Below are 24,962 nucleotides of genomic sequence, written 5' to 3'. Positions count from 1 at the left end.
CTCTGGATTATCATCACGGTGGCATTACAAATGATAATTGTTGGAGATATCGGTGCCATAGTCATTAACTACGTTCAACGTCAGTAATTCGCCTTTTTTGGCTTTGACGCCAGCGGGTAACGCTACGTCAGTCGTCGAATTGGGGGCAAACATCTCACTGGTTGCAAATGAAATTGTCTTCCCATCACTCACCAGTTTGGCATCACGTAGGCTGATATAATAACCCGTAGGATTATGTATCTTGATTTTATCGCCGTTAGCACTGTCGAGCGTGACGCGGATTTTTTCACCCAAGGTATCGACGTTTTCTTTTAATGCCGCAGGGCGATAAAAGACCTTTAGTCGATTATTGACAATCAAAACCAGTTTGTTTTCAGTTTGCGTATCCGCTTTTTTTAATGCGGGGATCTGTAGAAAATTCAGATAGAAGACAGACTCACGATCTTTGGGTAAGTTATGCTCAATGTAGGATAAACGTACCACTTGCCCACTGTGCGCTTCCATACGAAATATCTGCGGTGTCAATGTGAAAGGGACATCACTTTTTGAGGGCGAAGACTGATTATTGCCGTCATCCATCCATAATTGGACCAAGTTTGGATGCTCGTCTTTATTACTGAGTTGGAGCACTTTCTCTCGGGTGCCTTCAAGATAAATGATGCGAGTCCCTGTCATGACGACACTGGCTTTCGCCCATAAGGGTACGCCGCTAAGTAGCAGCAAAGAGCAGGCGATAATTTTGTGGGCGGTCAGTGTCATAGCGCTTACTTATCCTTGGTTTTTCTGGTTTGTCTTGGCTCCGTTACCGGTTGGCCAACTTATTCATGAAACTGTTCGGATTTCACGAATAGTCAGGGGTAGGTGATGGCATATTGGGCTGAAGCAATAACACTCCCCGCCGTCGCGCGACCTTCTTCCGTAATGTATTGTGCTGCTAAGTCCTGCGATGCAGATGTTGCACCAGCGACCAGCGTAATACCGGGTACAGCTACGCTGCCGCCAGACATACGAATTGGCGCACCGTTTGTATCAAGCAACTGAATAGCAACATTCTGGGCGGTGCCAACATTACCCAAATTACCCGCAGACGTGACATTCATCCCTTGAAAAACCGAGCTAATTTTGGTGTCTTGAATGGCAATGTTGCACCCAGTGAGATTGATGGTGAAGTTGGTTTTTCCGGCGACTGAATTCACTTGATTGAGGTTGCTGGTGGAAACGGTAGGTAACAAAACCACAGGAGTATTAGCAGTACCATTGATATCAACCATGCACGTCTGCTCGGCCACTTCACCCTGAAACTTGATAGTGTTATTTGATGTCGCAGCCAACGCTATACCCGGTAAGGTGAGTAGCGCCAACGCCATTAGAACTTTTCCCATGTAATTCTCACTTAAATTTATGTTTTATATTTTCATCAACGGGGACCAGCCGCATTCAACAAAATGAGCGATCATTGGGCTGAATATAATCACCCGTTATTTATATTGACTATCTGGTTTCAGGCCGGTGGTAGTGTAAGGGGAAAGTGGGGGCGACAGAATGAGAGGCGTCTTTGTTTTGCACATGAAATTTCCCACAAAATCTGTAGGAACTTACCGTATTAAAATGCAGTGTATTTACAAAGTTCTTTTATTTCAAACGGTTACTGTATATTTAGTTAGCTAATTATATTTATTGTGAAAACCAAGAATATTCGGAAATTACAGGACAAAGGCTGGCAGAAATATCTGACAGCCTTTTAACGAAAAATATTCTACCAATACTATTCTATCGATGGAGGGCTTATTTCTGCATATGAGGCAATTAATTCCACCAATAATTGGTTCACTTCGGTTAGTCGCGCCAGAAAATCAACGCCATGTGAAATCGCGGCATATCTGTCCTGTGCGTGGAGTAGAGATTCAAATTGAATACAACTGCTTACCAGAGTTTGAGCATCAATCAGTTGCACACCACCTTTAATCCGGTGCACCAAGCTGGCCATCTCTTCATAGGCATCGGTAGGCAGCACTTCGGTAGTGAGTCGGGTGTACAGTTGTGTCAATGTGGCGGCATCCTGCACGCTACTTTCTAGCAGAGATTGCAATAACTTGATTTCGGCTTCAGCATTGCCGCCGGAAAGAGACTTCAGCTTGTTCTGTGCGGCGATAAAGGGGGACAGCGGTTCATTGCTTGTCTCGGTTAAGGCCCCGTTATCCTGAACGATGAAGTGTTCATCATTCGCGAGATGATGAACGCTATCAGCCTCACTGCCGATAATGTCCTGACGTAGCAAAGTGGCGCGTAACGTATCAATGGTGACGGGTTTAACCATACAATCATTCACCCCAGCATCACTGCTGCGGATATCACTGCCTTCCCGTGCATCGGCGGTACAACCAATGATGACCATATCTTTCATCGTCGCGCTATTGCGAATATGAGCGGCCAATTCATAGCCATTCATCAACGGCATATTATAATCGGTGATGACCACATCAAAACTATAACGCTGCAATATTTGCCAGGCTTCTGCGCCATTCTCCGCACTCATGACTTGCTCAATGCCGATGAAAGCTAACTGTTGTTGAAGCAATTGGCGGTTGGCAGGCAAGTCATCCACCACTAAAATACGCAAGTTTTTCAATTTATTAAGTTGCGTTTCATCTGCATGCACGATGTTGGCATCTTGTGGTAAATCATCAGCAGTGGCAACTTCGAGCGGTAACGTAATAAACAAGCTGGTGCCTTTACCAAGCTGACTTTCCAAGGTGATTTCGCCCCCCATCTTGTGAATCAGTTGGTGGCAGATCCACAGCCCCAAGCCTGAACCACCGAAGCGTGGCGATTTGCCTTCGTTGGCCTGACTAAAGGGTTGGAATAGCGTGGCCTGCGCGGCAGGGGAGATGCCAATACCGGTATCAGTAATATCAATACTCATTACGCCATGTTTTTCATCTGTCGATTCCCATGTGATATCGACCGAAACGCCACCTTGTTCAGTGAATTTTAGCGCATTGCCCAACAGATTCCCCATGACCTGACGGACCCGCAGCATATCAACCATCAGCAAATCAGGGATTTCCTCATCCAACCAGCCAGAGAATCTGAGATTGCGTTCATCGGCGATAGGCTGATAGATAGTAAACATTCGTTCGATTTCTTGACGGAAATCGACAACAGCCGGGTGAACACTCAGTTGCCCAGCTTCAATTTTGGCGGAATCGATGATGTCATCTAGCAGCAGCATCAGCGATTGAGCCGATTTTGAGACCGTCACTAGTGTATTTTTATCCACAGGTTGATCACTACGTATTTCTAGCTCAAGTAAACCCATAATGGCGTACATTGGCGTACGCAACTCGTGACTGATGGTGGCCAAGAAAGTGCTCTTGGTTCGGTTAGCACTTTCCGCTTCAACCCTGGCCGCTTCTAATTGGCGTTCGACAGTTTTGCGCTGACTGATATCCAGCCAACCCCCTAATAGGCTGCGCTCGGCGTTATCCAAAGGAATAATCCACAGGAAAACGTCACGCAGCTCGCCGTTGATCTCAATAGATAAATCGACCATCTGTGGCTTTCTGTCTTGCAATACATAGTGACAGTACTTATCTATTTCACGATCCAACTGGCTGGTCATTGGCCAGTGAGCTTGCTCGCTATCTTGATTGAGCATGTCGTTGAGCTTGTATTGGTGTGCATCAGCAAAATGGCTGTTATACACCGCTAACTCGCCATTTGCGGTACGAATAAATACAGCGAACGGCAATGCATTAATGATGGATTCTTGTTGCTGTAAACGGGTGTGCAGTAATTTGGCCTGACGGCGTTTATTGAATACCAAATAGCAAAGATATAAACCGAAGACCAACAATAGGCCTGAGCTTATTTTGAGCGCCAACATGAGCCACTCGTTCTCAGATGACTTGTCATCAAAGCTGACGGGGTTCGGTTTGAATGTACTCCATTCACTGATCAGATTGTCTAATTCTTCCGGAGGAATGGACTCAATGACTTTATCAATAATGGCTTTTAACTCAGGCAGTCGCGGGTTGATGGCAAAGGCCATCATGAGTGGTTCTTCGCCCGCAACCGCAACGGTTTTAATCTTCGGGGTAAAGTTTTGAGCCGATAGATAGTTAGCCGTCATCATATTCTTGATGATGGCGTCAACTTTCCCTTGTTGCAGCCAGCGCACCAGAGTCATGGTGTCGGGGGCATGAACAAACGTGATTTTCTGTGCTAACAGTGGATTACCAATTAGCCCACTGGACGAGCTACCCGCCTGAATACCTACCCGTTTTCCAGCCAAGTCAGCCACATTGTTAATATCAACCCGATCTTCACGTGTCAGAATGCCCCATAAGGACTGCGCCACAGGAGAGGAGTAAAGGTTGCCACCGTACTGACCATTTCGCACCGCCACAATCGGCAGCATATCGACTTTACCGGCGACAAAATCACGTAATCCTTCACCGGTGTCTTTGGTGTACACCGGCTTAAATTTAAGCCCGGTTCGCCGTGAAATAATATCAATCAAGTCGACGGAAAAACCGGCCATCTCCCCAGTTTGACGATCACGGAATATCAGTGGCGCCAAATCAAGTGGGGCGATATAGCTCACTTCTGGATGGCTTTGAATCCAACTGACTTCCTGTTCTGTCAGCAGTAATTTGGCGTCAATATTGTAATGATGTTTGCTGCCAAACCAACGTTGCTGAATATCGCCAGTGGCACGGGTGGGTAATAATTCCAGAATCTGATTAATGTAATCGATCAGTTTTTGGTTTTTTTCCAGCGCCAGGAAAGTATAAGGCGCGGGATGATAAGGGGCAAAGTTGCGAATTTGCAGTGTCAGTAACTGCAATTGGTCAATCAGATAGTTAGCTGAAGTGGCATTAGAGACAAACACATCAGCATTACCATAGGCGACAGCCAGCAATCCTTGCAACTGGTTAGGATAAGCGACGATTTTATCAGCATGATAATTAAATAAAAACTCAGGAGAAAGCGGCTCATTATTAACAATAGCCACTGTTTCCGGGTGGGTACGTTTGGTCGGATCCCAGTTTTTACTGCGCACTTCGACATGCCGGTTAGTAAAGAAAGCATGGGAAGCAATTAGCCCCGGTTGTGCGGGCATTGGGGTACCGGCCATTAAATCAATTTGGCCGTTTTCCAATGCATTTAATACCAAGCCATAATCGCAATACCCAAACATCTGGAAAGAGAGTTGGCTGGCATCACTAATGATTTTCAAATAATCCGCAACAATCCCTTCAATGGAATTATCATCACGATTAACGACAAAAGGGGTATTGGCATCAATCACCACACCCACTTTCACAGTGCGTCGGCTTGATTGGCGCGTGTCAGTGGATGGGGTAAGTAATAAATCTTCACTGTAGCTATTGGCGATACTGTGCAGTGTCAGGGGCTGACCTGTATCGCATCCCTGACGGCCGGTTATCAAGGCGGCATGAAGCTGTCCGCTCAGTAACAGCAAACAGCACAGTAAAATGCGTAAAGAAAACCAACTTCGTAAAGATAACTCTGTACGCTGCAAATCAGTTCTACCTGAACTACACCAAATTATGGGTATGCGCATAATCTGCAAGTTCAATTACAGAACTTAGCCCTAATTTAGTTAGGATACGCGTTTTATAAGTGCTGACGGTCTTGTTACTGATAAACATTTCATCGGCGATCTGTTTATTCGACAGGCCATTCACAAGGTAGCGTAAGACATTAATTTCACGCTCTGACAACAAACGTGCCCGATTGACAGGATCATGACTGGAAGGCTGGCCTGCTAATTGGGTCAAGGTTTCCGATGGGAAGAAAGAATACCCACGTAATACGTTTTGTGCCGCAAATAGAATTTCACTAATATCTTTATTTTTACTAATGAAACCGTTGGCACCTGCTTGTAATGCCCGAACAGCAAAGACTTGCTCATTCTTGGCAGACAAGAATAATGATTTACCGGTGAATCCACGCTGTTGCAGCTTTTTCAGTAATGAGAAACCATCAAAATTAGGCAACTCAATATCGATAATAACCAGATCAACCGGATTATTTTTTAATGTTTCTAAGGCTTCACTGCCATCAACTGACTCATAAATAGTTGAAAATTCGTTGCTTTGTGATAGCAAAGCTCGAATAGCGACACGAATTGCCGGGTGGTCATCAACTATCATCACTGATTTTGTCATGTTATCTCCATAACCGTTATATCTTGGGATTTGCAGAGTTAATTCACTGCTCCTCGCTCGCACCGATCGACTTCAAATGATTACCCAAGACGAGATAAACAAGAACCGCTACTGCCGATGCCCAAAGTACTATTTCGGTGATTTTAATCCGTAATTATAGATTATCAAGAAAAGATTCTTGCTTATGTATAGTTTGCTTAATCAGATTTGTCCCAAAGGCTTTATTCTGTTTAGTGATTTGATTATAAACGAATTAGGATTTTTTTTATTAAAATTAAAATGGATTAATCAGAAAAAGAGAGAAGAAATAGTTAAGTTATAATTCTAAATGTAAATATATACGACATTTCAGGTCTGTGCGTAGGAAACTTCCATCTTTCTGTGTATGAGTTATTCCGGTATGAATATCAGGGGCATAGCCGCTAATTTCATAATAGTGTCATCAGCAATGAGCGAATAAAATTAATAATATTGTATTAAGAATTGTAACTCAATTGACGTTGCGTTATCGGCAGGTAAAGCAAAAAACCCGCTTAGTTTCCTAAGCGGGCTTCTCTAAATATGGCTCCTCTGACTGGACTCGAACCAGTGACATACGGATTAACAGTCCGCCGTTCTACCGACTGAACTACAGAGGAATCGTGTGAACGGGGCGAATAATAGCGGGGTATGCAGAACATGTCAAAGGGGAAACAGTAATTTTGAATCGTTTGCTTAGAGTTTGTGCAACTTATTGAGGTTTTTGGTTTTTAGCTCAATATTTCAACCAAAAATAGGCGAGCAGCGGTGTATTTCTGCTGCTCGCCAGCGCATTTACTCTGGTGTATCTGCCAGCACAAACATGCCATACGGATGAATTTGCAGATAATAGCTATCACCCGGAGCGGGTTGTAGCTGTGTGGCATTCACTTGTAGCAATAATGATTGCCCCTGCCAATCGACCAGCACTTCATATTGTGGCCCCATATAGGCCACTTTATTAATGATGCAGCGCTGACTCGGCTCACCTTGTTGGCTCAGAGTAATGGCTTCAGGGCGCACACCCACCGTTGATTGTTGGTAACCCGCTGCAAACCCCTGCGGTCGTGGGATGTGATAACCAAAGATTTCAACACTGTCACTGTTAATCCGCGCGGGGAAGACGTTGGCATCCCCCATAAAGCTGGCCATAAAGTGAGATGCAGGCTGGCGATAAAGCGTTTGCGGCGCACCAATTTGCATGATTTTGCCTTTATTCATCACCAACACAGTATCAGAGACGGCAAAAGCCTCACTTTGGTCGTGGGTCACATACAGCGAGGTAATATTAAATTGCTGCTGCAACTCACGAATTTTATCGCGCATGCTGCGGCGCAGGTTAGCATCCAGATTGCTCAATGGCTCATCAAAGAGTAGCACTTTCGGTTTGAGGATTAGTGCTCTTGCCAGTGCCACACGTTGCTGCTGCCCTCCTGATATTTGGTCAACAAAGCGGTCAGCAAACCCTTCTAAATCAACCAATGCCAGTGCTTCCTGCACACGCTCATGAATTTCGTCTTTGGGGCGTCCCAACATTTTCAGGCCATAACCAATGTTTTCGCCAAGCGACATGTGCGGGAACAGAGCATAGGACTGAAATACCATGCAGATATCGCGTTGTTGGATGGATCTGTCAGTAACATCTTCACCGTCAATAAAAATTTGCCCACTGCTGGGTTTTTCTAAACCAGCAACTAGCCGCAATACCGTGGTTTTTCCGCAACCTGATGGCCCAAGCAGCGTGACCATTTCCCCTTTAGGGATAGCCAAACTTAAGTCGTCAATCACAGTGTTAGTTCCAAAGCGCTTGGTCACATGTTTGAGTTCGACAAAATGCTTTTTATCAGGCCCGTTATCTTGATTAGCCCCGTGGTTTTCTATCGACCCATATTGTTCATTAGACATAGTAATCAGCCTTATTAGTGCGCCACTATTGGGCGTTACTGGCTTTCGAGCGGGCAATACGCGCTTCGCCAACCAGATAATCAAACAGGAAGATGATGGCGAGCATCACCACAATAAGAATCGAACCATAAGCAATTGCGATACCGTATTCGCCATCTTCCACCCGATTTAGGATGTATGAGGTCGCGACGCGTGTATCCGGCGTCACCAAGAAGACGATGGCGCTGACGGTGGTCATAGCGCGCACGAAGCTGTATATCAGGGCCGACAAAATCGCCGGGCGCAGCAAGGGCAATAAGATATAAACCACGGTACGCAAAGATCCCGCTCGTAAACTCAGTGAGGCTTCATCCAACGATTTATCTAATTGCCCCAGTCCGGCAATCCCGGCACGTATTCCTACTGGTACGTTGCGCATTACCATTGAAATAATGACGATAGCGGCAGTACCGGTCAGGTACACCGGAGCACTGTTAAAGGCCAGAATATAGGAGACACCGGCTACCGTCCCAGGCACGGCAAAACAAAGCATGGTGCTGAACTCGATGGTTTTTTTACCCCGGAATTGCTGGCGTACCACGATGTAGGCAATCAGCAGACCAAAGGCGGCAGTAATTGGCGCTGCAATACCGGCATACAGCAGTGTGTCTAGCAGGGAAGGCCATGCACCATCACTGAAACCTTGGCCGAATAACTGGTTAAAGTTGTTCAGTGTCAGGGTGTAATCCACCCCCCAGTTGACGGTGAAGCTGCCGTAGAAAATGCTGCCGTACAGCAACACATTAAAGGCAATCCACACATACAACATCGCTGTAGTCCCCCATACCAGTGAGACCGGTAGTGGCTGGACATCACCCCGAGAGGATTTACCAGAAATGGTGACGTAGGAGCGTTTACCTATCCACATATATTGGATACAGAAGATGAATAGCGAGAACATCAGCAAGATGACACCCAGTGTCGAGGCTGCCGGATAATCAAGTTGTGCGCCGGTAATATAGAAGTAGATTTGCGTGGCGAGCACGTCAAAGTTCCCTCCCAATACCAGCGGGTTACTAAAATCAGCCAATGATTGCACGATGACTATCAAAAATGAGTTCGCCAGTGCCGGTTTTAGTAGCGGCAGGAACACTTGCATAAAGGTCTGCCAGCGGCTGGCGCGCAATGTATAAGAGGCCTCTTCTAATGACGGGTGAATGGTTTTTATTGCGCCGTCGAGGATCATAAATGACATCGGCGTAAAGGCCAGAACCTGTGCTAGCCAGATACCGGTAAAGCCATATAGCCAGTTAGTATTGGTTAACCCAAACCAAGTAACCATTAATTCAGTGACATAACCGGAGCGGCCCATCATCAAGGTAACACCCAGCCCAACCACAAAAGGTGGGGTGACGATAGGTAAAATAGAGAAGATTCGTCCCAGCAGAGCCGATCGCTTGGCAATTCTAGTGGTGTAAATTGCCAGCACCATGCCGAAGAAAGTACAACCAATCCCGACGGCAATGGAGAGTAGAAATGAGTTCCAGATAACTTGCAGGATATGTGCCTGCCCAAGGATCGCCATAAATTGCCATGGCGCAAAAGCCCCACTTTCATCGGTAAATACCGGAATAAAAATAGCAATGCTGGGGAACAGGATAAACACGGTGATCAGCGCAATAATGGTGACCAGTGATCCTAGGACGAAACGATCTCCACCTAGCCATTCAAGCCGGGCCAGTGCCAGCGTAATGACGGCACCTAAAGCGATAAATAGCCCGATGGTGGCAAAACCCAATCCGCGCCCTAACCAGGCTGAGGTGATAACCACAAAAAGAGCACAGAAAAGGGCATAGCCCGCATCGAATAAGTGGCGAGTACGGTGTTCACGCCCCTGTGGAGAAAGTGGCCGAAACAGTAATACTAATGGCAGGGCAAACCACAAAATGCTGATGTTTAAGCCAGACCAACCATAAGCGGCCAGGAGTTCTGACCGGCTCGCTTCAAGCAGTCCGTAATCTAGACTGAATGCAGGTAATAAGGCAAAAGCAGCCACGGCGAAAGCCAACCAATAGAAAATGGCATCCCGTGTCTGCGGGAGCCGCAGAGTATGTGTCATGGTGTTCCCTAGATAACCGGCGTCTTTGGCGTTACAGCGGTGTGAGTTTCTTTGCTGTAACGCCAATGACTTTGGGTATAGAAATAGTCGATAAGTTATTAATATTTATACTTAGTTGCTATTTGCCCATCTTGACGTCATTAACCCACTTGGTAATGAGCTTCTTACGCATCTCGGTCGCACCGTAGGTGTCCATGTCGTAGTTAATCAGCTTCAGATCTTCAAGCTTGAGTGAGTTAGGGGAGGTAGCCGCCGTTGTATTGGTCAGAATTTGGTAGGATTGACCTTTCTGCCACGCCAATTCTTGGGCATCTTTTGACAGCACCCAATCAACGAATAATTTGGCATTATCTAGATTACGTGCACCTTTCAGAATGCTGACGCCACCTATTTCATAGCCAGAACCTTCACAAGGTGAAATCAGTTTCAGTGGCGCGCCTTTCTCTTTTTCCAGTGAGTAATCGTGCAGGAAGCCAATACCGATGGTGGTCTCTCCGCGAGCGGCGTTACGGGCTGGGGCGATGCCGGATTTGGTGTATTGCGACACGTTGGCATTGAGTTTTTTCAGGTAATCAAAGGCAGCATCTTCCCCCCACAATTGTGAGAAAGTCGCCAGCGCCGTATAGGCAGTGCCTGAGCTTTGCGGATCGGCAATCTGGATTTCACCTTTGTAGATTGGGTTGGTCAAATCTTTCCAGCACTTAGGTTCTGGCAAGCCTTTTTCTTTCAGACGGTCGGTATTGACGCCAAGACCCAAAATACCGATATAAACCGCCGAGGAGTAGTTACCTTTGCGTTTTGCCGGATCACGGAATTGCGGCATGATTTGAGACAAATTAGGTGACTGGTAGGCATAGAGTAAATCCATCTCCCCAGCTTGAGATTGTGGATCCAACGTGCCGCCATACCAAACATCAGCCTGTGGGTTCTTTTTCTCGGCATCAACTTTAGCCAATGTGCTGCCGGAGCCATTGCGGATAAAACTGGTTTTAACATCATATTTGTCACCGAATGCTTTGGCTTCTTCTTCACACATCGCATTGGTCGCGCTGCAATAAATGACCAACCGGCCTTCTGCTTTGGCGACAGTAGTAAAGGCGCTCAGTGCGAGGCCCGCAGCAATCAGTACAGAGAGTGGTGCAAGTTTCATAACATTATCCTTTTTATACTCTGATGCTCCCCAACATCGAGAGACAAGCAGAGCTGTAGTTGTTGTAGAGAGGTATGACTTACTTTGCTTAAGGTACTTTTAGTCTTTGCTTGTCGGGAGGAAACGCTTTCCCGCGGGTTCGAACCCTAATCGATTAATGCCGGTCATCAGCAAAGGCATTAATAACAATCCTACACAGGCCGCTGCCAGTGTGAGCAGTGCAAAAAAACCTGGCCAACCATAATGTTGCAGCACTTGTGCTAATGGCCACCCGGCCAGTGCTGCACCGAGGTAGGCAAACAACCCAAGAAACCCGGTGACGGTGCCGGCAGCATCTTTATGGGTATATTCGGTGGCCGCCAAGCCAATTAACATCTGTGGTCCGAAGACAAAAAAACCGATACTAAAAAATGTCACTGACAGCAGCGAATAGTTATGAACGGGTGCCAACCATAGGGCGGTCATGGTCAGAAACAATCCCAGAGCGAATAACAAAATCATGGGTGCCCGCTGACCGCGAAACAGCAAATCGGATCCCCAACCCGCAAACAGCGCGCCAAATAATCCCCCCAGCTCAAACAGCGATAAGGTGGCATTGGCACTGAGTAAATTGACCCCGTGGCTCTCCGCCAGCCAAATATTGCCCCAGTCGTTGAGAGCAATACGGATCAGATAGACCAAGACATAAGAGACCCCCAGCAGCCAGATGGTACGGTTGCGCAAAATGGCATCGCGAAAAATGCGTCCCATCGGCATCGGGGGGCTTTGTTGCTCTTGCCACTGGTCCTGCGGATCGCGTCGCCATTGGCCAATGGTCGGTAATCCTTGCTCTTGCGGCTTATCACACAGCTGCCAACACAACCAAATACCAAGAACAATACCTATAGCTCCGGGGACGAGCAGGGCGGCCTGCCAACCATAGTGTGAGGCCAGAAACGCGGACAGTAGCGGAACCGCCGCCCCGCCAATACTGATGGAGGTATTCCAACACCCCCACCAACTGCCTCGCTCATTGCGCGAATACCACGTACTGAGTAATTTGGCGCAAGGAGGCCATCCCCATCCCTGAAAGAACCCGTTGAGTGTCCAAACTACCAACAACGCGGGCAGAGAGTGACACAGGGTAAAAACCACATTCAGTACCCCGGTCATCATCAGGCCGATACCCATAATCCAGCGGGCTTGGGTGCGATCACTGACAATGCCGGAAACAAATTTGGAGCCGCCGTAGGCCAGATAAAACAAGGTGCCGAGTAAACCGATATCCCCTTTATCTAACCCCAACTCCAGTTGCATCACCGGCATGGCGTAGTTGACACTTTTGCGAGTCAGGTAAAATGCCGCATACCCCATCACCATGGCGGCCATTAGGCGCGGTCGCCAGTAGCGATAGCGCGCATTGACCTGTTCTGGCGTCAAAGGCTCAGGGGGTAAAGCCTTTGACGACAAGGATGATGCAGGCATAGATTCCTCCGGTAATTGAATCGAGTGTAGGGAAGGTAAAAGTAAAAGAGATGAGACAAGGTTGTAGATGGCTAGGAATAATGCCTATTTATGCGGGTTTTTGATCCCGTTCTGTGGACAGGCTCACAGAGTCGTGGGGACGGGCATGAGTGGGGAGGTTCACGACCACCCGAGTACCCCGGCGGCGTTGTAATAGCCAGTCGCCGCCAAGTGCTCGCACACGCTCTTCAATACCCCGCAGTCCAAAACTACCGGTAGCGGGTTGTTCTGGCATTCCCATACCATCATCACGAACATCCAGTGTGATGATGTTGTCCGTCAAATGTAGGCTGACCTGAATATTACGGGCATTAGCATGTTTATTAATATTATTGAGCAGCTCTTGTACCAGCCGGTAGAGTGTCAATATCACCACATCCTCAGCAGGGGGGGATGGCAGCGTATAATCCAGTTGGAAGTGAATCCCTTGCTCGGCAAAGGCAAATTCTTCGGCCAAATGGTGCAGTGCTTGATCCAACGGCATTTCATCCAGCACTGGCGGGCGCAATTGACGCAACAACTGTCGGGTAGTCTGGTGAATACGTTGCGATAAATGGCTAATTTGATCCGCGGCCGATTGAGCGGCGGGAGAAGGCGCGCTGCGGTTAACCAACATCGCCTGAATTTGGATGGCCGTAATATTCTGACCAATTTCATCATGTAGCTCACGAGCAATTTCTTTGCGTACATCTTCCTCGGTATGTACTAACCGTTTCATCAGTTTGCGACGGGTTTGTAGCTCTTGTTCTAACTGATTGCGATAACGGTGTAGGTGCTGCGCCAGTTGCTGTTGACGGCTAATGGCTATCCCCAGCGTCATCCCTAATAGGGCCTGAGTCGAGAGGAATAGCTCTAATTCGGCCAGGTCATGAAATGCGCCGCTGGCCTGACGGGTTACCGTGATCATCAGGCTGCCTAAGACTGCCGCCAAAACCCCACCCTGCCAGCCAAATTTGTAGGCCATAAAGACATTGGGCAGGAAGACGAAAATGAGAAGTAACCGCTCCATATTGGGAGCAATCGCCATTTGCACACAGACCCCAATAGCAAAAATCAGCGAGCACCAAATCAGTAGCGACGTGCGCAGTGGCGGGTCAGGCATCTGCTGAGAAAATAAATTACGGATATGCTGCTGTTTTAAGTATTCATAGATTAGATAAGTAAAGGGCACGAGCAGAATGCCACCGGTAAAGGTGGCGAGCAGGGTTTGAGTTAAAGGGAGAGGGAGCCAGAAACCCAACACCAGCCCGTGCAATAGACTATTGCCAGTAACGGCAGTGAGAAGTAATAACAACCGCTGCCAGTAAAGGGTGTAATGGTGCCAAAAGCGCTGGGTCAGCCAGGCAGGCAGCAAACTCAGGAAAGGGGACAGCATAATCAGCGCGGTGGGTTGCAAGGCTTCACTGTGCAGCCAGCCTAATGCGACGCACTCTGTCAGTAATAATATCGACCAATATCGCCGTGGCAGCAGGATCATTAATGCTAATCGCAGGCCCTGCGGCAACAGCAACACGGCATGCAAACCGTCATCACTGAGATAAAAACTAATAGACCACAGCGCCAACCAACTCATGGAGAAAAACATCACCAAAAACAGTGATAGCCCCACTGAGCGCAACTGCCACATCAGTTACCTGCCAATAACTGATGTTGTAGTGCGAAATGCACCAGTTCGACGGTGGTTTCGCAGTTCAACTTACCCAAAATATTAGCGCGATGAACATGCACGGTTTTGTGGCTAAGAGATAATTGCTCTGCGATAGATTTAACACTGATTCCGTTAACCAATAATTGAAAAATTTCTTTTTCACGAGGTGTCAGAACTGCCAGTTGCTGTGGTTGTTGGGGCATATGGCGTAGTGCCCGTAAGGCATCCGCGCACAGATAAAGCCCGCCTCCGCTGACGGTGCGTAGTGCTTGTACTAATTCATCTGGGCCACAACGTTTGGTTAGATAGCCGCTGGCACCGGCGTCCATTGCGCTTTGCACAAATGCAGTGGTGTCATAAATACTCAAAATGATGGCGCGAAAATGCGGGATTTTTTGGCGCAGACGTTTAAGCAGACTTAATCCGCTTTCATCTGGCATCGAAATGTCCATCACAGCAACATGCACATCAATATTGGATAGCTTGTCCCAAGCCTCTGCTGCAGAACCATATTCACCGATAATACGAATATCTTTTTCCAGTGAGAGTAGCTGTGCAAAACCAGAGCGGACGACAATATGGTCATCTATCAAGGCGACGTTAATCATGATTTTTCATTATTACGGAACACAGAAGTGCATGATGCGCATCAATCTTTAGCATGGCAATAATTGTTATCAGAAATGTAAGAGGCTTAACATATGCAAGAAAAAACAGAAGAATAAATAGGCAGTTGTTGCGGGGAAATACCGCGCCCCACGAAGGTGAGTGGAGCGCGAGAGAGGGGGACTTAAGCATTACACCGGTTTTTTGCTGCGATAGATGCGTTGTGGTCGGCCAACCTTGCCATAAATAATCTCGGCCTGTAGGGCTTGATTGGCTGCACAGAACTCCAGATAACGGCGGGCTGTCGTGCGGCTTAACCCGAGCACTTGCGCTACATTTTCAGCGGTATATTCATCGGCATTATTACTGAATAGGGTTTGGACTTTATCCAGTGTCATTTGGTCTATTCCCAACGGCAAGGTCACTTTTTGCTCGCCGCGAGCATAAGTATTATACATTTCATCAATTTGGCGCTGGTTAACTTTAGTGCCATCCTGCAATACTTGATGGCGATGGCTGTAACGGGCTAATGATTGCTCTAACCGTTCATAGGCCACCGGTTTTATCAGATAGTCAAAAACACCATATCGGATTGCTTCTGATACAGTTTCACTGTCGCTGGCCGCAGTCACAAAAATAATGCCGCCAGAGAACCCTTGTAGAGTCATCTCGCGCAATAATTCCAAGCCACTACCATCTGGCAAATAGTTATCCAGCAAAATCAAATCAGGGTGAAAGCGTGCCACCATACTGCGGGCTTGCTGTAAATTGCCCGCCAGCCAAACTTCGCGGCAATAACTGCTTTGCTTGATAAATTCTGCATGCATCTCTGCCAGCGGCGTTTCGTCTTCTACCACTAAAATATTAAGCCATTCCATGGGATCTCCCCGTCTTTGAGATCAATGCGTCTTCGGAATAAAGACTGTAAATAAGGTGCCGCGTGGCGGATTATTTTCTATCGTAATGGTGCCACCACTTTGCTGAACATAGGTTGCGACCAGATACAGGCCAATGCCATGTTCATCGGAATTCTTGGAGCTGATACCACGCTCGAACAGACTGTCTTGCAATTGTGGGTCGATACCGCAACCATGGTCTGCCACCTCTAAAATCAGATCATCGCCCTCATCAGATAGGTAGATTTCAATCTGCTTATCACTGTCTGGGTTTTTTAAGCTGGCCTCAAAGGCGTTATCCAGTAAGTTTCCCATAATGGCGGCCAGTTCATTTTCGCCAATAGTGGAGGGCAGATGGGTTAACTGACAACCTGGGACAAAATTTAAGGTCAACCCCAACTCCCGCGCCCGGTGATACTTGCCAAATAATAACGCCGCGATCTGCCGGTTATTAAAAGCGGTACGTAGCATATCAATTAGCGCCTGATGGGAGGATGATTCGGTTTTCACCATCTCTAGTGCTCGGTCAAACTCTTTCATCTGCAACAACCCACTCATGGTGGACATCCAATTCAGATGCTCGTGGCGGACGGTGCGCAGATTTTCGACATATTGTTGAATCTGACTGAGCTGGGCGCTGAGTGTATGAATATCATCCTGACTACGAAAACTCACCACCCAACCTTGGAACACGCCATCTTCTGACCAAATCCCCGCTCGGTTGGCAATCGCATTCAAACCATTAAAAGTGCACAACTCATCGTGGCGGTTATCACCAGTTTGATCGAGAAAGAAGTGATCAGGTGAAACGACGTCACTGACTTTTCGACCAATCAACTGCTGTGGTGTGGCAGAAATGTGCAGCATTTTACGCGCATTCTGATTGATTGCAGTGATCCTTCCCTCAGGATCAACGGCAAGTAGCCCTTCAAATACGGCACCAAAAAGTGCCTCTTGTTGTCGGAGTACTCGCGCTATTTCTTTGGGTTCCATCCCCATCATTTGTCGACGAATATGATTAGCAAAAAGCCATGACAACAGCAGTAACAGGGCAAGCACAATCAGAAAAGAGTGGGTGAGTGGTAGAAGGTAAACAAGCCGCCAATGGTCGATTTTGCTGATCAGATACCCTAAAGACACCACCCCGATGATTTTCCCCTGCTCATCACGGATAGGTGTTTTAGCGCGCATGGCTTCGCCCATCGAACCTTTACCAAAAATAATGTAACTCTCGCCCCGTTCGAGAGCGCCGGGTTTGGTCCACTGCATCGGGTAGCCAATCATGTCCGGATTTGGGTGATAGAGGCGAATCGAGTGCGTATCGCCGATGACCAGATAATCCAGATCCGAGGTATTTCCCAATCGGCCAACAATTTGCGCCAACTCAGCTTTATCACGATGTTTCACCGCATTAACCACTGAGTCCATCGACGCAATAATTTTGGCCTGATTCATTGCAGTCTTGCTGACCTGATCCAGCAGGTATTGCTCAAAATTGTGACTTAAAAAGCGATCCAATGCGCCAGTAAACAGAATAGAGACGGTTAATAGCAGTAAAAATATGCGCAACGGGAAAGCCATATTTTTCAATCGGCTCCACATTCGGCCACGCCATGTTAATTTTTCTACTGTGCAAGGAATCGACAAACTACTCACCTTAATTAACAAATATTCATCGTACTTGAGATTACCGAGTCACTTGTTGCCTACCTACAGCCCCAAGTTCTTTGGATATTAGAATCTATGGCATTAACATAAGTTAATTTAAGAAATAATTAAATAGCTAAGAGAAATAAAAATATATATTAATAATTAAGAAAATTAAAACCATTAAATAACTTATATTTACTCTCTTATATGTGAAACAGGTCAATTAATCACACTATTTTTATGTTTAGCATGTGCTCGAAAATTAATTCAAATAAAAACTAAATTGGTTTAAATTTATTTTATATTGTTGTTTTTATGTGAATTTATTATTTGAAGGGTGAGTTTATATTATTTTATTTTTCAATCTATTAACTTGTTCTTTATTTGTTATGTAAACGTTATGGCAGAGAGTGACTTATGGATACGGTATTTAATCGAATTAATCGTTCAGACCATCAGAGGATTGCAGAAATAACGCGGTTCTTGCGGGCTAATGATTTAAATATAGATACCACCGTCGAGGTTTTTATTACCGTAAGCCGTAATGAAAAGTTGGTGGCCTGTGGTGGTATAGCTGGCAATATTATCAAATGTGTGGCGATCAGTGAGCAAGTCAGAGGCGAAGGATTAGCTCTAACATTGGCTACTGAGTTGGTCAATTTGGCTTATGAACGCCATCACAGCCATCTGTTTATTTATACCAAAACCAAAAATGAGAGCTTATTTAAAGCCTGTGGTTTTTATCCTATCGCCAGTGTTCCCGGTATTGTCGTATTAATGGAAAATAGTGACTGCCGCTTGCAGCGCTACGCCAAACAATTGAGCCAATTACGCCAACCAGGGCAAAAAATTGGCAGCATCGTAATGAATGCCAACCCTTTTACCCGTGGACACCAATATTTAGTGCGACAAGCCGCGGCGCAGTGTGATTGGCTCCACCTATTTTTGGTCAAGGAAGATAATTCACGTTTCCCTTATGAAGACCGGCTGCAATTAGTGCTTGAAGGGACGCAGGATATTGCCAATCTCACGGTGCATCCCGGTTCGGAATATATGATCTCCCGTGCCACTTTCCCGTGTTATTTCATTAAAGATCAAGGCGTGGCAGATGACTGCTATACCGAAATTGATCTGAAAATATTCCGTCAATATTTAGCACCAGCACTGGGTGTGACTCACCGCTTTGTGGGGACCGAGCCATTTTGCACCGTGACCGCTAAATATAACCATGACATGAGCTTCTGGCTTGAAACGCCATCACTGCCTTATCCCCCAATATCACTGGTGGAAATTGAGCGCCTTAAATACCACAACACCGCTATTTCTGCCTCTTGGGTGCGCAAGTTATTGGCACAGGGAGACGGTGAAACTATTCGTAAACTCGTGCCGCCCGCCACTTGCCAGTATTTGCAACGGCTACTGGCCCAGCGTGCGCAAAAGGCGGTTAACGCAGAGAAAATCGCCACGCCAGCAAAGCATTCAGCCCTGTTTTAGTCGATTAAATTCAGTTGATTAGATATTTCGATGAAAGCAGGGCGCAAAGATAGGGACTGATGAGTTAGTCAGACACCACGAATTTGAAGACAAGTTAATCAGGTGAAAAATGAAAATTATGAGAGAAGCCGTCGCCGGAACATTGGAGTCGAGCGACGTCATGGTGCGCATCGCGCCATTGAATCCACCCGAAATCGACCTACAAATTCACAGCAGTGTGGATAAGCAGTTTGGCGAGGCCATTCGTTACAGCGTTTTGGCGTTGCTGGAGCAGTACCAGATCACCGGAGTGCAACTGATTATTGACGATAAAGGTGCACTGGATTGTGTTTTGCAGGCACGGCTGGAAACCGCACTGCTTAGAGCCTGTGATGAAAAAATTCTGCCATGGAGAGCTTCGCTGTGAAACCTGAACTGAAAAACAGAATGCGCCGCAGCATGTTATTTGTTCCCGGCGCTAATGCTGCCATGGTCAGTAATGCTTTTATTTATCAGGCTGATGCCTTGATGTTTGACTTGGAAGACTCAGTCATCCTGCGCGAAAAAGACGCCGCCCGCCGTTTGGTCTATCACGCTTTGCAACACCCACTTTATCAGGACGTGGAAACCATCGTTCGAGTCAATGCTTTGGACTCTGCCTATGGTCTGGCGGATCTGGAGGCGGTGGTACGCGGAGGGGCCGATATTGTCCGTTTGCCCAAAACGGACAATGCCAAAGATGTGGAAGATATGGCGCGAGAAATTAGTCGTATCGAGGTGGAGTGTGGCCGCGAAGAGGGGAGTACCGGTTTGTTAGCCGCTATTGAGTCCGCTCAGGGGATTACTCAGGCGTTGGCCATTGCGCAGGCATCACCGCGGTTAATGGGGATTGCCTTGGGGGCCGAAGATTATGTTCGCAACTTGCGTACCGAGCGCTCACCAGAGGGCATCGAACTACTGTTTGCGCGTTGTTCAATCTTGCAGGCCGCCCGCGCTGTCGGGATTCAGGCCTTCGATACGGTGTATTCCGATGCCAATAACGAAGCTGGGTTCTTGCAGGAAGCGGCCCTTATCAAACAATTGGGTTTTGATGGCAAATCGCTGATCAACCCGCGCCAAATCGAACTGTTACACAACCTCTATGCCCCGACTGAAAAAGAAGTCCGTCACGCACAGGCGGTGGTTGATGCCGCCGCCGCGGCGGAAGCTGAAGGACGAGGTGTGGTGTCCCTCAACGGCAAGATGGTCGATAGCCCGGTGATTGAACGGGCGCGGTTGGTTTTACAACGTGCGGTCAGCGGTCTGCGTGAGGAATAAGAGATGAATAGGCAACAACGAGTAGAAAGCGTCAGTCATTGTCAGGATAACAGCCCGGCATATCGCCTGTACCAAAATACGTCGAAAGCAAATTTACAGGCGCAAAAGCCCCGTAATCTCAAGATTTGTGATTCTTTAGAAAACGCCATTCGTCGTTCCGGACTGCAAGATGGCATGACTATCTCCTTTCATCATGCTTTCCGGGCCGGTGATTTGACCTTAAATCTGGTGATGAATGCCATTGCCACTATGGGATTTAAAAACCTGCGTTTGGCTTCTAGTTCTCTAAGCGATTGCCACTCACCACTGGTTGAGCATATCCGTAATGGTGTCGTCAGTGAGATATATACCTCCGGTATGCGCGGGCCCTTGGCCGAGGAGATTTCACGCGGGTTATTGGCCAAACCGGTTCAGGTGCATTCTCACGGCGGTCGCGTGAACTTAATTGAGTCGGGCGAGCTGTCTATTGATGTCGCCTTTATTGGTGTCCCGGCTTGTGACGAGTTTGGCAATACAAATGGTTTCAGCGGTAATGCTTGCTGTGGTTCTTTGGGCTATGCCCGTGTGGATGCCGAATACGCTGACCGGGTGGTATTGCTGACAGAAGCGTTGGTGGCTTACCCCCATCACCCAGCCAGCATCACGCAAGATCAAGTTGATTTGATTGTTCAAGTGGAACAGGTGGGAGATGCCGACAAGATTGGCGCGGATACTACCCGGATGACCTCCAACCCGCGCGAATTATTGATTGCTCGTCGTGCGGCTGATGTGATTGCGGGGTCTGGCTATTTTGTCGACGGGTTCTCTTTGCAAACCGGCACCGGCGGGGCATCGCTGGCGGTAACCCGATTCCTTGAAGACAAAATGCTGCGGCGCAACATTACTGCTGCATTTGCGCTTGGTGGTATCACCTCAACGATGGTGGAGCTGCACGAAAAAGGGCTAATTACCAAACTGCTCGATGTACAAAGTTTTGATAAACAAGCCGCTTCCTCACTGGCGCGTAATCCACGCCATATTGAAATCAGTGCAAACCAATATGCCAATTTCAGTTCAAAGGGGGCATCCGTTGATCGCTTGGATGTCGTGGTACTCAGTGCGCTGGAAATTGATACCGGTTTCAACGTCAATGTGCTGACTGGCTCAGACGGTGTATTACGCGGGGCTTCTGGTGGTCATTGTGATACGGCAGTAGCGGCTCGGTTGTCGATCATTGTAGCCCCGTTGGTGCGCGGGCGTATTCCCACACTGGTCAGTGAAGTGACAACCTGCGTGACACCGGGTTCCAGTATTGACATTTTAGTGACCGATCACGGTATAGCGGTGAATCCAGCACGGCCAGAACTGGCAGAACGCTTACAACAAGCCGGATTGCCAGTAGTGACGATTGACTGGCTCTATCAACGCGCATTGATTCTTACTGGTGCGCCAAAACCTATCAAATTCACGGATCGTGTCGTCGCAGTGGTGCGCTATCGCGATGGTTCTGTGATTGACGTTGTTCATCAGATACAGGAGTAGACGATGAACACACCGTCCCCCGCATTAGCCGCCAACCGGCCTATTAGTTTACCGGAGTTGCTAACCAGCCGTGAGTCCCGCCAGACACGACAACAGGTCTGGCTGGCGCGCCATCAGGTTGCGTTGATTTCATTGACCTTGGTGGCTCCCGGTGCCGTAAAAGATAACCCTTTGACACGCAAACTCTTTGCTTTGGCGTGGCAAGCCATTACTGCACTGAGTGAACAGCAAAATTGGCCAGTGTTACAGCAAGAAGTTTTCCCACTGCCAACCGGTTGTGAGGGGCTGATTGCGGTCGATTTACCGGCTGAACAGGTCAAAGATGCCGCGCTGTTACTCGAGCTAAAGCACCCGCAGGGCAGGTTATGGGATATCGATGTGCTGGATGCGTCAGGGCGAATTTTATCACGCCGCGATGTGGGTCTAGCTCCCCGTCGCTGTTTGCTATGCCACCGCCCGGCCAATGTCTGTGCTCGGGCGCAAACCCACAGTATTGATGAACTACTGGCTCAGATGGAGTTGATGCTTAATGCCGCAACGACAACGCACTGATGACTCTGTGGCTCAACAGCCGCTGCTTTGGTCTGGCCTTGCTGCAATACCGGATTTTACGCAACAGCCTGATTTCATAAAACATTATGGGTCACTGGCTTATCAGGCGATGCTGGCGGAAGTCAACCTGACCCCGAAACCCGGCTTGGTGGATCGTATTAACTGTGGTGCACATAAGGATATGGCGCTGCTCGATTTTTATCACAGTGCCGATGCAATAGCACCGTGGCTGCCACGCTTTATAGAACATGGCATCCATCACTGTGATGTGCACGGGCAGATGGCACTTAACGGTTTGCGGCCATTAGGAAAGGCCTGTGAAAACAGTATGTTCAATGCCACCGGAGGTGTTAATACCCATAAAGGCAGTGTTTTTTCTCTGGGGTTAGTCTGTTGTGCTCTTGGCCGGCTAAAAGCACGTATTGAACCTATAAATGCTGAAGCCATTTGTCAGGAAGTGGCCAATTTATGTTGTGGGCTGACTGAGCGCGAACTGCGGCAATCTAATCCACAGCAAACTGCAGGCCAGCGCCTGTATTACCATCATGGTTTGACGGGCGCGCGTGGTGAGGCTGAATCCGGTTTCGCCACCGTGCTAACCCACGCTTTACCCGCGTACCAGCGTTTACTCGCAAAGGGTGCGCAACCCGACCACGCCTTATTGCATACCTTGCTGATTTTGATGTCTGTCAATCGAGATACCAATGTGGTTTCCCGTGGCGGTATGGCGGGGTTGCAATGGCTACAACACCAGGCGAACGAGATTCTGTCTTCACTCTCACCGGCAGGGATGCGTGAGCCTCTCAGCCTGTGGCGGGTGCGAATATTTGACGCCCAATGTATCGCCCGCAACCTCAGCCCTGGCGGCAGTGCTGATCTGCTGATCCTGACTTGGTTTCTGGCGCAGTTTCCTCATCCACTCCCTCCCCAAAATAATAATGGTGCTATAGGAGTACCTCTATGTTGAAGTCGCAAGAGAAGTTATGGAAAGCGCTCGCGCCTTTTGTGGTGTTAGCCATTCTGCTATTGATCCCAACCCCAGAAGGGATGCCATCACAAGCTTGGCGCTATTTTGCGATTTTTGTCGCCATGATTGTTGGGATGATTTTAGAACCCATTCCGGCCACCGCAATAAGTTTTATCGCGGTGACGATTTGCGTGTTGAGCTCTGACTGGGTGCTATTCAGTGCCGCTGAAGTGGCTGATGCCAGCTTTAACGGGGGCAAAGAGTCACTGAAATGGGGGCTAGCCGGATTCTCCAGTACCACCGTCTGGCTCGTCTTCGGGGCATTTATTTTTGCGCTCGGCTATGAGGCCACCGGTCTGGGGCGTCGGATTGCGTTGTTCATGGTGAAATTCATGGGTAAACGCACGCTAACACTGGGTTATGCCATTGTTATAATTGATATTCTGTTAGCGCCATTCACACCGTCAAATACCGCGCGTACTGGGGGCACAGTATTTCCGGTTGTGAAAAACTTGCCCCCTCTGTTTGATTCTTTCCCCAATGATCCGTCTTCACGGCGTATCGGCGGCTATCTGATGTGGATGATGGTGATTGGGACCAGCATCAGTTCCTCCATGTTTGTGACTGGCGCGGCGCCTAACGTGCTGGGTATTGAGTTTGTGAATAAAATTGCTGGTGTCCATATCGGTTGGATGCAGTGGTTTTTGGCATTCCTGCCCGTGGGGCTAATTTTGCTGATCGTCGCACCTTGGCTCTCGTATGTACTGTATAAACCCGGCGTCACCAAAAGTGATGAAGTATCAGCATGGGCGCAAACGGCACTCACTGAGATGGGAGGGCTGACTCGAAAGGAAGGCATCCTGATTGGCTTGGTGCTGCTGAGTTTGTGTTTATGGGTATTTGGCGGCAAGTTCATTGATGCGACCGCAGTTGGCTTGTTGGCGGTATCCTTGATGTTGGCTCTGCATGTAGTGTCATGGCGGGATATCACCAAATACTCCAGTGCTTGGAACACATTAGTCAATCTGGCTACGTTGGTTGTGATGGCTAATGGGTTGACTCGTTCTGGCTTTATTGATTGGTTTGCTACCACTATGAGTACCCATCTTGATGGATTCTCACCCAATATGACGGTAGTGGCATTGGTATTGGTTTTCTATTTCTCTCACTACCTGTTCGCCAGCTTGTCGGCCCATACGGCGACTATGCTGCCGGTCATTTTGGCGGTAGGTAAAGGGTTGAGTGGGGTGCCGATGGAGCATTTATCCATGCTGCTAGTGCTCTCCATTGGGATCATGGGGGTTCTTACACCTTACGCCACCGGCCCTGGGGTGATTATCTATGGTTGTGGCTATGTGAAATCGAAAGATTACTGGCGGCTGGGGGGCATCATGGGGGTGTTCTACATCGCCATGCTGCTGCTGGTGGGGTGGCCAATCATGAGTCTATGGTATTGAGTTG

The 24,962-nt window shown here is 47.9% G+C and carries 19 protein-coding genes and 1 tRNA gene; 7 read left to right on the top strand and 13 right to left on the bottom strand.

Annotation, left to right across the window (positions count from 1 at the left end; genetic code table 11):
- Positions 1–24: 24 nt before the first annotated feature.
- The 13 genes from ACIOG0_RS13830 to dpiB form a co-directional block, all read right to left on the bottom strand.
- Positions 25–759, bottom strand: coding sequence for a molecular chaperone (locus ACIOG0_RS13830; protein WP_050101870.1), 735 nt, complete (start codon positions 757–759; stop codon positions 25–27).
- Positions 760–851: 92 nt separating this feature from the next.
- Positions 852–1,382: a fimbrial protein gene (locus tag ACIOG0_RS13825; RefSeq protein ID WP_050101869.1), complete on the bottom strand. Its 531-nt coding sequence runs from the start codon at positions 1,380–1,382 to the stop codon at positions 852–854.
- Between the two features lie 383 nt (positions 1,383–1,765).
- Positions 1,766–5,485 (bottom strand): ATP-binding protein, encoded by a 3,720-nt coding sequence (locus tag ACIOG0_RS13820; RefSeq protein ID WP_050295572.1) that lies wholly within the window; start codon positions 5,483–5,485, stop codon positions 1,766–1,768.
- Between the two features lie 79 nt (positions 5,486–5,564).
- Positions 5,565–6,197, bottom strand: a complete 633-nt coding sequence (locus ACIOG0_RS13815; RefSeq protein WP_004391176.1) for a response regulator transcription factor — start codon at positions 6,195–6,197, stop codon at positions 5,565–5,567.
- A 562-nt stretch (positions 6,198–6,759) separates the two neighbouring features.
- Positions 6,760–6,835 (bottom strand) — tRNA-Asn (locus ACIOG0_RS13810).
- 175 nt (positions 6,836–7,010) lie between these two features.
- Positions 7,011–8,120, bottom strand: coding sequence for a ferric ABC transporter ATP-binding protein (gene fbpC, locus ACIOG0_RS13805; RefSeq protein ID WP_050101868.1), 1,110 nt, complete (start codon positions 8,118–8,120; stop codon positions 7,011–7,013).
- Positions 8,121–8,145: 25 nt separating this feature from the next.
- Positions 8,146–10,218, bottom strand: a complete 2,073-nt coding sequence (locus tag ACIOG0_RS13800; protein ID WP_050101867.1) for an iron ABC transporter permease — start codon at positions 10,216–10,218, stop codon at positions 8,146–8,148.
- Between the two features lie 118 nt (positions 10,219–10,336).
- Complete coding sequence (locus ACIOG0_RS13795) at positions 10,337–11,368, bottom strand: ABC transporter substrate-binding protein (protein ID WP_050101866.1); 1,032 nt, start codon at positions 11,366–11,368, stop codon at positions 10,337–10,339.
- Positions 11,369–11,467: 99 nt separating this feature from the next.
- The gene (gene uhpC / locus ACIOG0_RS13790) at positions 11,468–12,832 is read right to left on the bottom strand and encodes an MFS transporter family glucose-6-phosphate receptor UhpC (protein WP_050101865.1); all 1,365 of its coding nucleotides are present in this window, start codon (positions 12,830–12,832) and stop codon (positions 11,468–11,470) included.
- A gap of 88 nt (positions 12,833–12,920) precedes the next feature.
- A complete protein-coding gene (locus tag ACIOG0_RS13785; protein WP_128451050.1) occupies positions 12,921–14,498 on the bottom strand; it encodes an MASE1 domain-containing protein in 1,578 nt (525 codons plus the stop codon).
- The gene (locus tag ACIOG0_RS13780) at positions 14,498–15,127 is read right to left on the bottom strand and encodes a response regulator transcription factor (RefSeq protein WP_050101863.1); all 630 of its coding nucleotides are present in this window, start codon (positions 15,125–15,127) and stop codon (positions 14,498–14,500) included. Before ACIOG0_RS13780 ends, ACIOG0_RS13785 begins: the two co-directional genes overlap by 1 nt.
- 189 nt (positions 15,128–15,316) lie before the next feature.
- A complete protein-coding gene (gene dpiA, locus ACIOG0_RS13775) occupies positions 15,317–16,003 on the bottom strand; it encodes a two-component response regulator DpiA (RefSeq protein ID WP_050101861.1) in 687 nt (228 codons plus the stop codon).
- 21 nt (positions 16,004–16,024) lie between these two features.
- The gene (dpiB, locus tag ACIOG0_RS13770) at positions 16,025–17,602 is read right to left on the bottom strand and encodes a sensor histidine kinase DpiB (RefSeq protein ID WP_050101875.1); all 1,578 of its coding nucleotides are present in this window, start codon (positions 17,600–17,602) and stop codon (positions 16,025–16,027) included.
- A gap of 486 nt (positions 17,603–18,088) precedes the next feature.
- Between dpiB and citC the strand changes: the two genes are divergently transcribed.
- The 7 genes from citC to ACIOG0_RS13735 all read left to right on the top strand — a co-directional run bounded on the left by citC (position 18,089) and on the right by ACIOG0_RS13735 (position 24,958).
- On the top strand, positions 18,089–19,165 hold the full coding sequence (gene citC, locus ACIOG0_RS13765) for a [citrate (pro-3S)-lyase] ligase (protein WP_050101859.1): 1,077 nt from the start codon (positions 18,089–18,091) through the stop codon (positions 19,163–19,165).
- Between the two features lie 109 nt (positions 19,166–19,274).
- Positions 19,275–19,571, top strand: a complete 297-nt coding sequence (gene citD / locus ACIOG0_RS13760) for a citrate lyase acyl carrier protein (protein ID WP_050101858.1) — start codon at positions 19,275–19,277, stop codon at positions 19,569–19,571.
- A gap of 20 nt (positions 19,572–19,591) precedes the next feature.
- A complete protein-coding gene (locus ACIOG0_RS13755; RefSeq protein WP_404705052.1) occupies positions 19,592–20,461 on the top strand; it encodes an aldolase/citrate lyase family protein in 870 nt (289 codons plus the stop codon).
- Between the two features lie 3 nt (positions 20,462–20,464).
- Positions 20,465–21,982, top strand: a complete 1,518-nt coding sequence (gene citF / locus ACIOG0_RS13750) for a citrate lyase subunit alpha (protein ID WP_050101854.1) — start codon at positions 20,465–20,467, stop codon at positions 21,980–21,982.
- A gap of 3 nt (positions 21,983–21,985) precedes the next feature.
- Positions 21,986–22,534 (top strand): citrate lyase holo-[acyl-carrier protein] synthase, encoded by a 549-nt coding sequence (gene citX / locus ACIOG0_RS13745; protein ID WP_050101852.1) that lies wholly within the window; start codon positions 21,986–21,988, stop codon positions 22,532–22,534.
- Positions 22,512–23,501: a triphosphoribosyl-dephospho-CoA synthase CitG gene (gene citG, locus ACIOG0_RS13740; RefSeq protein ID WP_128451049.1), complete on the top strand. Its 990-nt coding sequence runs from the start codon at positions 22,512–22,514 to the stop codon at positions 23,499–23,501. The genes citX and citG overlap by 23 nt, the downstream gene beginning before the upstream one ends.
- Positions 23,495–24,958 carry an anion permease gene (locus ACIOG0_RS13735; protein ID WP_145582005.1) on the top strand — a complete coding sequence of 488 codons (1,464 nt, stop codon included), beginning with the start codon at positions 23,495–23,497 and terminating at the stop codon, positions 24,956–24,958. The genes citG and ACIOG0_RS13735 overlap by 7 nt, the downstream gene beginning before the upstream one ends.
- Positions 24,959–24,962: the final 4 nt, after the last annotated feature.

This window comes from Yersinia vastinensis (genome assembly GCF_044905075.1).
Lineage (GTDB): Bacteria > Pseudomonadota > Gammaproteobacteria > Enterobacterales > Enterobacteriaceae > Yersinia > Yersinia vastinensis.
The sequence above is the reverse complement of the archived record's forward strand: the minus strand, read 5'-3'. Positions and strand labels throughout refer to the sequence as shown.